This window comes from Paenimyroides tangerinum, assembly GCF_003865405.1.
Taxonomy (GTDB): Bacteria; Bacteroidota; Bacteroidia; order Flavobacteriales; family Flavobacteriaceae; genus Flavobacterium; species Flavobacterium tangerinum.
Map to the genome: position 1 here is coordinate 20,070 of NZ_RQVQ01000037.1, position 9,423 is coordinate 29,492.

The following is a 9,423-nucleotide window of genomic DNA, read 5'->3' on the forward strand; positions in this document are numbered from 1 at the left end:
TTTAAAAATGCATTATTGCTTGTTTTATTTTTTATGCTAAAAAAAAATAAAATCTTATTATTTCTTATATTTTTTTAATGATATTTTTTTTTATTGTTAATTGATTTTGAATTTTGTTTATATGTTATTTTTGTATTAAATCAGTGTAAAAAGGCTTTTTTGTTATGATATTCTTATAATTTTGCTTCAAATTTTAATAATTTTCAAACAAATCAACAGAAATGAAAAGATTTCAAAGTTTATTAGTTTTAGGAGTTTTATTTACGGGTTCAATGACTTATGCCCAAAATAAAGTTAACGGAGTTATTTATGACTCTTCTACTAAAACAGCGATTGAAGGAGTAGAAATTATAGTTAAAGGTTCATCTGACGGTGCAATTACTGAAAGTAATGGAGTTTTTACTTTAACAACTGAATTCAATCAAGGACAAGCACAAATTTCATATTTAGGTTACGTTACAAAAACAGTAAACTTCAATACGAATGGAGCTAATGAAATTAACTTAGGTACAATTTACATCAATCAAGATGAGCAATCATTAAGCGAAATTGTTGTAATGGCACGTGGAGTAATCGACGTTGCTGACGGAAGAAGAACTCCGATTGCTGTATCAACAATCAAAGGAATTGAAATCGAAGAGAAAGTAGGTACTGGAGATATTACAAAAATGATGGTAAATACGCCATCTGTTTATGTAACTAGTGAATCAAGTGGTTTTGGAGATACACAAATGTACACTCGTGGATTTGATCAATCAAATACTGCTTTCTTATTAAACGGACAACCAATCAACGGAATGGAAGACGGAAACATGTACTGGTCTAACTGGTCTGGAATGTCTGATATTGCTAATGCAATTCAAATTCAACGTGGTTTAGGTTCTTCTAAATTAGCTATTTCTTCTGTTGGAGGAACGATTAACTTCATCACTAAAGCTACTGAAATGAGAGCTGGTGGTTTTGTAAAAGGAATGGTTGCTAATGATAATTATTTCAAAACAACTGTTGGTGGAAACACAGGTTTGTTAGATAATGGTTGGGGTGTTTCTGCGTTGTTTTCTCACTGGCAAGGTGACGGATATAACGACATGACGGCTGGTCAAGGACAAAACTATTTTGTTTCTATCGGTTATAAATTAAACGAAAAGCATAATTTCAATTTCTTAATTACTGGAGCTCCACAATGGCATGATCAAAATTATGCTAAAAAAATTAGTGATTATCAAACACATGGTTTAAAATACAACAACAACTGGGGTATGTTAAACGGGGAGCAATTTAATATTCGTAAAAATTACTACCACAAACCAGTTATGAACTTAAATTGGGATTGGAAAATTAACGAAACTTCTAACTTATCTACTGTTGTTTATGCTTCTTTTGGTAGAGGTGGAGGAACAGGAAATGAAGGTCCTTCTTTCAAATCTTTAGATAATGGAACACTTAATTTACAAAGTGTTTTTGATCAAAATGTGATCGATGGTGCTGGTAAAACTATTTTACGTTCTTCTGTAAATAACCACTCTTGGTTTGGTGTTGTTTCTAACTATCAAAAGAAATTCAATGATAATTTAACTTGGAACGCTGGTATTGATTTACGTACTTACAGTGGTGAGCATTTCAAACAAATGGTTAATGATTTTGGAGCTTCTTATTTTGCAGTAAACAACAATGTTAAATTGGGGCAATATAATGTTACTGATGTTTATTCGACAAATCCATGGAAAGCGTTAAACAATTACGCTAAAGACGGTAATCAACGTATTGGATGGGATTATGCAGAAACAATTAATTATGGTGGAGTTTTCACTCAGTTAGAATACGCTACAAATGATTTCTCTGCTTTCTTCCAAGGTGCGGTTTCAAACCAATCTCATGTTCGTTATGACAATTATCAATATGCAGAAGGAAACGATAAATCTGATAAAGTAAATAATGTTGGTTATAACATCAAAGGAGGAGCTAGTTATAAATTCAATGATAATCATATGGTTTTTGGAAATGCTGGTATCTATTCTCGTCAACCTTTCCATGATAATATCTACTTAAATTTCAAAAATGACGTAAATCCATTTACTAAGAATGAAGATATCGTTGGTTTAGAATTAGGATATAAATTTACTTCTGAATTTGTTGCAGTAAACGTTAATGCTTACCAAACTACATGGGCGAATAGAGTTGAATCTAATTCAAGTTTTGCTAGTGCAAGTCAAATTGCAGAATACGATCCAACAGGTGACTTAGGTTTAACAGAAAACAGTATGTTATATTTTGTGAACCGTGGTGTGAAACAACAACATAGAGGAATCGAAATTGATGTTCAAGCTAAACCACTTTACAATTTAGATATAACTGGATTTGCTTCTATCGGAGACTGGACTTACAAAGGAAGTGCAATCCAAGAGATCAGAGACGAAGACCGTAATTTGTTAGGAACTAAAGTAACTGATTTAGACGGAGGAAAAGTTGGAAATGCTGCTCAAACTGTTTTTGGATTAGGTGCTAAATACAAAATTTTACCTAATTTATCTATTGATGCAAACTATAGATATTACCAAGATTTGTTTGCTGATGTTCAAGCTAAAGATAACTTAGAATTGCCATCTTACCAATTAGTTGATGCAGGTGTTTCTTACCGTTTAAACTTAACCAAAACAAACGCATTAAGTTTTAGAGTAAACGTAAACAACGTATTCGACGCAGAATACATTACGCAATCAAGAACTGCTATTCAAAATGCTGAAGGAGCATCTACTTATAAAGGAATTAACACTGCAAATCAAGTGTATTTCGGATTCGGAAGAACATGGAATGCTTCTGTTAAATTCACTTTCTAATCACTTATATTTACATATATCTTAAAAACCATCTCAATATCGAGATGGTTTTTTCATTTATAAAAATTCTTTATCGTTTCATAAGTTATAAATATGTTATGATGTATGATAAAAATCATATTTTATGGTATCTTTGCAAATGATAAAGTTTAAATCTATAAAATCATGATAAAAGTTTCAGAATCTGCAGCTAAAAGGGTTTCTCTTCTAATGGAAGATGAAGGTTTTGATCCAGTAAACGATTACGTTCGCGTAGGTGTGAAAAGTGGTGGTTGCTCTGGTTTAGAATACGAATTAAAATTCGATAAAGCACTAACTGAGGATGATAAAGTTTTTGAAGATACAGGAGTAAAAATCGCTGTCGATAAAAAAAGCTTTTTGTATTTAGTTGGAACAACTTTAGAATATTCTGGCGGTTTGAACGGAAAAGGATTTGTTTTTAACAATCCAAATGCTGCTAGAACTTGCGGATGTGGTGAAAGTTTTTCGCTTTAATATTAAAATATTTAATAATTAAATGATTTAAAAATGAAAAACTTTGTTGAATTTGAAGTTTATCAAAAAGCTATTGAACTTACAAAGAGCATTTTTAAATTATTACAAGAACCTCAATTTACTAGAGAAACCGCTTTTTCTAACCAGTTAAAAAGAGCAGTAATTTCAATAAGTAATAACATTGCTGAGGGTTCTGAATACAATAACAATAATCAATTTATTAAATATTTAAAAATAGCAAAAGGAAGTTGTGCTGAGGTTAAAAGTATGTTGATTCTAATGGTAGAATTAGAGTTTGTTTCTTATGAAAATGCCAAACCATTACAAGATATGTCAGTTGTAATTTCACAACAGCTTTCCAATTTTATAAGTTATTTAGATCGTAATAGAAAAAAAGATTAAAATTCGAAACCTTTATATAATTAAATTATTGAATTTTTAAATCTTTAAATATTTTAAATATGTCAAAATATACCGAAGAAGAATTAAAAAAAGAATTAGAAACTAAGGAATATGAATACGGATTTTACACTGAGTTAAATGCCGAAACTTTTCCTATAGGTCTAAATGAAGATATTGTTCGTGCAATTTCTCAAAAGAAAGACGAACCACAATGGATGACAGATTGGCGTTTGGAGGCTTTTAGAATTTGGAAAGATATGGTTGAACCAGAATGGGCAAATGTAACTTATGAAAAACCAGATTTTCAAGCTATTTCTTACTATTCTGCACCAAAAGATGTTGATCCAAATAAAACGATTGACGATGTAGATCCTGAGTTATTAGAGATGTACAAAAAGCTTGGTATTTCTTTGGACGAACAAAAACGTATGAACAACATCGCAATGGATATTGTGGTTGATTCGGTTTCTGTGGCTACTACTTTTAAAGAAACATTAAACGAAAAAGGAATTATTTTCTGTTCGATTTCTGAAGCAATTAAAGAACATCCAGAATTGGTTAAGAAATACATTGGATCAGTTGTGCCAACAACAGATAACTTTTATGCAGCGTTGAATTCAGCTGTATTTTCTGATGGTTCTTTCTGTTATATTCCAAAAGGTGTTCGTTGTCCAATGGAGCTTTCAACTTATTTCCGTATCAATCAAGCCGGTACCGGTCAGTTTGAACGTACGTTGTTAATCGCTGACGAAGGTTCTTATGTTTCGTATTTAGAAGGCTGTACAGCACCTTCAAGAGATGAAAACCAGTTACACGCTGCGGTAGTTGAGTTAATCGCTTTAAACGATGCAGAAATCAAATATTCAACGGTTCAAAACTGGTATCCTGGTGACAAGAATGGAAAAGGTGGTGTTTTTAATTTTGTAACAAAACGTGCTTTAGCAGAGAAAAATGCTAAAATATCTTGGACGCAAGTAGAAACAGGTTCTGCTGTAACTTGGAAGTATCCATCTTGTATTCTAAAAGGTGATAATGCTGTTGGAGAATTTTATTCAATTGCAGTAACAAACAATTACCAACAAGCAGACACAGGAACTAAGATGATTCACTTAGGAAAGAATACCAAATCAACGATTATTTCAAAAGGAATTTCTGCTGGTAAATCTCAAAATTCTTATCGTGGTTTAGTTAAGATTGGTTCAAGAGCTGATAATGCACGTAACTTCTCACAATGTGATTCTTTGTTGATGGGTAACGAATGTGGTGCTCATACGTTCCCTTATATTGAATCTCAAAATTCAACTGCAAAGTTAGAACACGAAGCAACGACAAGTAAAATTGGTGAAGATCAAATTTTCTATTGTAACCAACGTGGAATCCCAACTGAAACTGCAATCGCATTAATCGTAAACGGATTCTCAAGAGAAGTTTTAGATAAGTTGCCAATGGAGTTCGCGGTAGAAGCTAAGAAATTATTAGAAATCTCATTGGAGGGTTCTGTTGGTTAAAAAATGTTTCAGGTTTAAAGTTTAAAGTTGTTTATTATGGCTACAATAAAAAGATTTGAAGATTTAGATATCTGGCAAGAAGCTAGAAAATTAAGTAAAGAAATTATTGATATTGCCGTTACAACTGATTTAAAAACAGACTTTAAATTCAAGGAACAAATTAAATCTTCTGCTGGTTCAGTTATGGATAATATTGCTGAAGGTTTTGAACGAAACGGTAATCTAGAATTTAGGCAGTTTCTTTCTATAGCTAAAGGTTCTGCAGGAGAAACAAGATCTCAAATTTATCGCTTGTTTGATTCTAAATATATAGATCAAATTCAAATGGTAAAATTGATTGAAGATTACGAAAAATTAAGTGGAAAAATAAGCAACTTTATTAGTTATTTAAATAAAAATGATTTTAAGGGAACTAAGTTTCAAAACCTTAAACCTTAAACCTTAAACATATAAACAATGTTACAAATAAAAAATTTACATGCCTCTGTTGAGGATAAAGAAATATTAAAAGGGATTAATCTTGAAGTAAAAGCAGGAGAAGTTCACGCAATCATGGGACCAAATGGTGCCGGAAAATCAACTTTATCAGCTGTAATTGCTGGTAATGAAAACTTTGAAGTTACAGAAGGTGAAATCATCTTAGACGGAGAAGATTTAGCTGATTTAGCTCCAGAAGAAAGAGCTCATAAAGGAGTGTTTTTATCTTTTCAATATCCAGTAGAAATCCCTGGTGTTTCTGTTACAAACTTCATGAAAACTGCAATTAACGAATCTCGTAAAGCAAAAGGTTTAGAAGATATGCCAGCTAGCGAGATGTTGAAGTTAATCAAAGAAAAATCTGAATTATTAGAGATTGATCGTAAATTCTTATCACGTTCATTAAACGAAGGTTTTTCTGGAGGAGAAAAGAAACGTAATGAGATTTTTCAAATGGCAATGTTAGACCCGAAAATTGCTATTTTAGACGAAACGGATTCAGGTTTAGATATTGACGCTCTTCGTATAGTTGCTAATGGCGTAAATAAGCTTAAAAACGAAAATAACGCAGTGATTGTTATCACGCACTACCAACGTTTGTTAGATTATATCGTTCCTGACTTTGTACACGTTTTACACGATGGAAAAATCGTTAAAACAGGTGGTAAAGAGTTAGCTCTTGAATTAGAAGAAAAAGGATACGATTGGCTTAAATAAGTCTGAAAGTTCGTAAGTCTAAAGTCTGAAAGTTATGGGATGGAAATCTTTTGAGGAATTAAAATCATGGCAATTATGTAGAAAATTTACTACTAATTTATATGAAATTACTAATCAAAAACCATTTCAAGACATAGATTTACAGCGTCAGATCAGAAGAGCAACAATTTCTGTTTCATCTAATATAGCTGAAGGTTTTGAACGTAATACTGACAGAGAATTTATTCAATTCTTATATATTGCTAAAGGTTCAGCAGGAGAAGTAAGATCGCAATTATACATTGCACTCGATTTAAAATTTATTTCAGAATTTCAGTTTAAAGAATTAAACTCAGAAATAGTTGAAATTTCAATGTTAATCAGTGGATTAATCAAATATCTACAACAGAGTAATACGTCTAAATAGACCTGAATATTGTCATCGATAAAGACATATGGCTTTTATTTTTGACATTATGCATTATGACCTTAGACTTTAAGACTTTAGACATAAAGACTAAATAGAATGGATTTAAAAGAAAAATTATTATCATCTTTCCTAGCTTTCGAACAAAAAATCGATGTAAATTCTGATTTGCACGATGTTCGTACAGAAGCATTAAAGGTGTTTGAAAATAAAGGTTTTCCTACCAAAAAGGAAGAAGCTTGGAAATATACCTCCTTAAATGCGGTTTTAAATAACGATTTTGCGGTTTTACCAAGTAATGAAATTCCAGTTGAATGGAAAGATGTTAAGCAATACTTTTTAAACAATGTAGATACCTATAAATTGGTGTTTATTAATGGTGTATTTTCTTCGCATTTATCATCAACAACACACGATGGTTTAGATGTTTGTTTGATGTCATCGGCATTGACAAAGCCTAAATACAAGATGATTATCGATGCCTATTTTAATAAAATTGCCGATAAAAAGGATAGTTTAACAAACCTAAATACGGCTTATGCAGCTGAAGGAGCGTTTATAAACATCCCAAAATCAACGGTTGTAGCAAAGCCAATCGAGATTTTATATTTCACTACGGGTACGGTTGCAAACTTCATTCAGCCTAGAAATTTGATCATTATTGGTGAGAATTCTCACGTTCAAATTTTAGAACGTCATCAAAGTTTAACCGATGCGCCAATGTTTACCAATTCGGTTACTGAAATTTTTGGGCAAAAACGTGCAATTGTTGATTATTACAAGCTTCAAAACGATAAATTAACCGCTAATTTAGTTGATAATACGTTCATTTCTCAGAAGCAAGAAAGCCGTGTTTCGGTGCATACATTCTCTTTTGGAGGTAATGTTACACGTAACAACCTAAACTTTTATCAACAAGGTGAAAGAATTGATTCTACTTTAAAGGGTATAACTATTATTGGCGAAAAACAACACGTTGACCACTATACTTTAGTGAATCACGAGCAACCAAATTGCGAATCACATCAGAATTACAAAGGTATTTTTGACGATCGCGCAACTGGAGTCTTTAATGGTAAGATTTATGTTGATAAAATTGCACAGAAAACAGATGCTTTCCAGCAAAATAACAACATTTTATTGACAGATAAAGCCACTTTGAACACAAAACCACAGCTAGAAATCTTTGCTGATGACGTTAAATGTTCGCATGGTTGTACGATTGGTCAGTTAGATGAATCTGCTATGTTTTATATGCAACAACGTGGAATTCCTCAAAAAGAAGCTCGTGCATTGTTGATGTATGCGTTTACAGATGAGGTTATTTCTTCAGTAAAAATACCAGATTTAAAGTTAAAATTACAAAAATTAATATCATTAAAGTTGGGTGTAAATATCGGTTTTGATATATAGTTTATTTATAAAAACAATTAAAAAAAGGGCTTGAAATTTCAAGCCCTTTTTTTTTGTTAATTTTTCCGGTTTTAGTAAAATATATTTGTTATTTGTGTTATTTTTATATAAAATACATACTGTTAATTTGGTTTTTTTTATGTTTTTTTAATGATGTTGGTTTTCTGTTTTATCTTGTATAATTGTTGAATGTATAGATTTTACTTTAATTAAATTTTTATTCTTCTTAATAGTATCAAAACTATAGTAAAGACTAATTTATTTCATTAAATTAATTGTTTTATTGACTAAGTTTTAATGTTGTTGTGTTTTTAAAATACTTGATTAAGAGTCTTTAGACGTGATTTATTCTCGATTATACATTGAGATTTATGTTGTCTTAATTTGAATCAAGAATCATTTTGTGCTATTCTTCCCTTTGTTCTTTTTTATGTTTAATAATCGAATTTTAATATCAATAAATATTTTTAGATTAATTATTCTGTTAATTTTTTGTATTTGAAGAAGAGTTTGAATAGCTGCTTTATTAGTTAATTATTTAAACTTGATATATATGAAAAATGTTTTAAAATTTAGTTTGTTTTTTTTCTATTTTATAATCAATCTATTCAATCTCAAACTGTTGAGCAAAGAAATGATATAATTAAGAATTATGATTTGAAAAAATTATTTGAGTTATCAAAAGAGTTCGATTTGGATTATATTAAAGAATTCAATTTAGGTCTTGAGTATATTAAAAAATATAATTTACCCTTTGATGGTATTGATTCCGATAGTTCCTATTTTTCTCTTAAAGGATATGACAGTTCAATAAACGATGTTTTGTATTATAAGATATTAAATAATACCGAAACATTAAGTTCAATTCAAACTGCACGTGTTCAAAATTTGCATAATGGAAATGCGATTAACAGAACTGTACTCGGAGAAAATATGATACTAGGAATTTGGGATGGTGGTCAACCTCTTGCTGATCATTAAAATTTGGGTGTTTCTAGAGTAATTAATAAGGATGGCGAATTTACTACTGGTTCAACAGCTGGAGCTATTCAGAATGGTATTAATCATGCAACTCATGTTTCAGGGACAATGGTTGGTAATGGTACTAATAACCTGAGTTCGATTAATAAATCAAGAAAAATAGTTGGTAAAAAAAAGAAATAGTTGT

At 30.8% G+C, this 9,423-nt stretch carries 10 protein-coding genes; all 10 read left to right on the top strand.

Annotated elements, in window-relative coordinates:
* The first annotated feature begins 221 nt into the window (after positions 1 to 221).
* The 10 genes from EG240_RS13280 (at position 222) to EG240_RS13325 (ending at position 9,419) form a co-directional block, all read left to right on the top strand.
* Positions 222 to 2,837: a TonB-dependent receptor gene (locus tag EG240_RS13280; protein ID WP_125019848.1), complete on the top strand. Its 2,616-nt coding sequence runs from the start codon at positions 222 to 224 to the stop codon at positions 2,835 to 2,837.
* 165 nt (positions 2,838 to 3,002) lie between these two features.
* Complete coding sequence (locus tag EG240_RS13285; RefSeq protein WP_125019849.1) at positions 3,003 to 3,332, top strand: HesB/IscA family protein; 330 nt, start codon at positions 3,003 to 3,005, stop codon at positions 3,330 to 3,332.
* A 33-nt stretch (positions 3,333 to 3,365) separates the two neighbouring features.
* The gene (locus EG240_RS13290) at positions 3,366 to 3,734 is read left to right on the top strand and encodes a four helix bundle protein (protein ID WP_125019850.1); all 369 of its coding nucleotides are present in this window, start codon (positions 3,366 to 3,368) and stop codon (positions 3,732 to 3,734) included.
* 59 nt (positions 3,735 to 3,793) lie between these two features.
* The gene (gene sufB / locus EG240_RS13295) at positions 3,794 to 5,242 is read left to right on the top strand and encodes a Fe-S cluster assembly protein SufB (RefSeq protein ID WP_125019851.1); all 1,449 of its coding nucleotides are present in this window, start codon (positions 3,794 to 3,796) and stop codon (positions 5,240 to 5,242) included.
* Positions 5,243 to 5,278: 36 nt separating this feature from the next.
* Positions 5,279 to 5,680, top strand: coding sequence for a four helix bundle protein (locus EG240_RS13300; RefSeq protein WP_125019852.1), 402 nt, complete (start codon positions 5,279 to 5,281; stop codon positions 5,678 to 5,680).
* A gap of 18 nt (positions 5,681 to 5,698) precedes the next feature.
* The gene (sufC, locus tag EG240_RS13305) at positions 5,699 to 6,436 is read left to right on the top strand and encodes a Fe-S cluster assembly ATPase SufC (RefSeq protein ID WP_125019853.1); all 738 of its coding nucleotides are present in this window, start codon (positions 5,699 to 5,701) and stop codon (positions 6,434 to 6,436) included.
* Between the two features lie 34 nt (positions 6,437 to 6,470).
* Complete coding sequence (locus EG240_RS13310) at positions 6,471 to 6,842, top strand: four helix bundle protein (protein WP_125019854.1); 372 nt, start codon at positions 6,471 to 6,473, stop codon at positions 6,840 to 6,842.
* Between the two features lie 99 nt (positions 6,843 to 6,941).
* A complete protein-coding gene (gene sufD, locus EG240_RS13315) occupies positions 6,942 to 8,255 on the top strand; it encodes a Fe-S cluster assembly protein SufD (protein ID WP_125019855.1) in 1,314 nt (437 codons plus the stop codon).
* Positions 8,256 to 8,912: 657 nt separating this feature from the next.
* The gene (locus EG240_RS13320; RefSeq protein WP_125019856.1) at positions 8,913 to 9,236 is read left to right on the top strand and encodes a hypothetical protein; all 324 of its coding nucleotides are present in this window, start codon (positions 8,913 to 8,915) and stop codon (positions 9,234 to 9,236) included.
* 3 nt (positions 9,237 to 9,239) lie between these two features.
* A complete protein-coding gene (locus EG240_RS13325) occupies positions 9,240 to 9,419 on the top strand; it encodes a hypothetical protein (RefSeq protein ID WP_125019857.1) in 180 nt (59 codons plus the stop codon).
* Positions 9,420 to 9,423: the final 4 nt, after the last annotated feature.

What these genes read in the sequence shown, in the direction of transcription:
- sufB (WP_125019851.1), top strand. Translation starts at nt 3,794, where the DNA reads ATGTCAAAATATACCGAAGAAGAATTAAAAAAAGAATTAGAAACTAAG.
- EG240_RS13285 (WP_125019849.1), top strand. Translation starts at nt 3,003, where the DNA reads ATGATAAAAGTTTCAGAATCTGCAGCTAAAAGGGTTTCTCTTCTAATG.
- EG240_RS13290 (WP_125019850.1), top strand. Translation starts at nt 3,366, where the DNA reads ATGAAAAACTTTGTTGAATTTGAAGTTTATCAAAAAGCTATTGAACTT.
- sufC (WP_125019853.1), top strand. Translation starts at nt 5,699, where the DNA reads ATGTTACAAATAAAAAATTTACATGCCTCTGTTGAGGATAAAGAAATA.
- sufD (WP_125019855.1), top strand. Translation starts at nt 6,942, where the DNA reads ATGGATTTAAAAGAAAAATTATTATCATCTTTCCTAGCTTTCGAACAA.
- EG240_RS13280 (WP_125019848.1), top strand. Translation starts at nt 222, where the DNA reads ATGAAAAGATTTCAAAGTTTATTAGTTTTAGGAGTTTTATTTACGGGT.
- EG240_RS13300 (WP_125019852.1), top strand. Translation starts at nt 5,279, where the DNA reads ATGGCTACAATAAAAAGATTTGAAGATTTAGATATCTGGCAAGAAGCT.
- EG240_RS13310 (WP_125019854.1), top strand. Translation starts at nt 6,471, where the DNA reads ATGGGATGGAAATCTTTTGAGGAATTAAAATCATGGCAATTATGTAGA.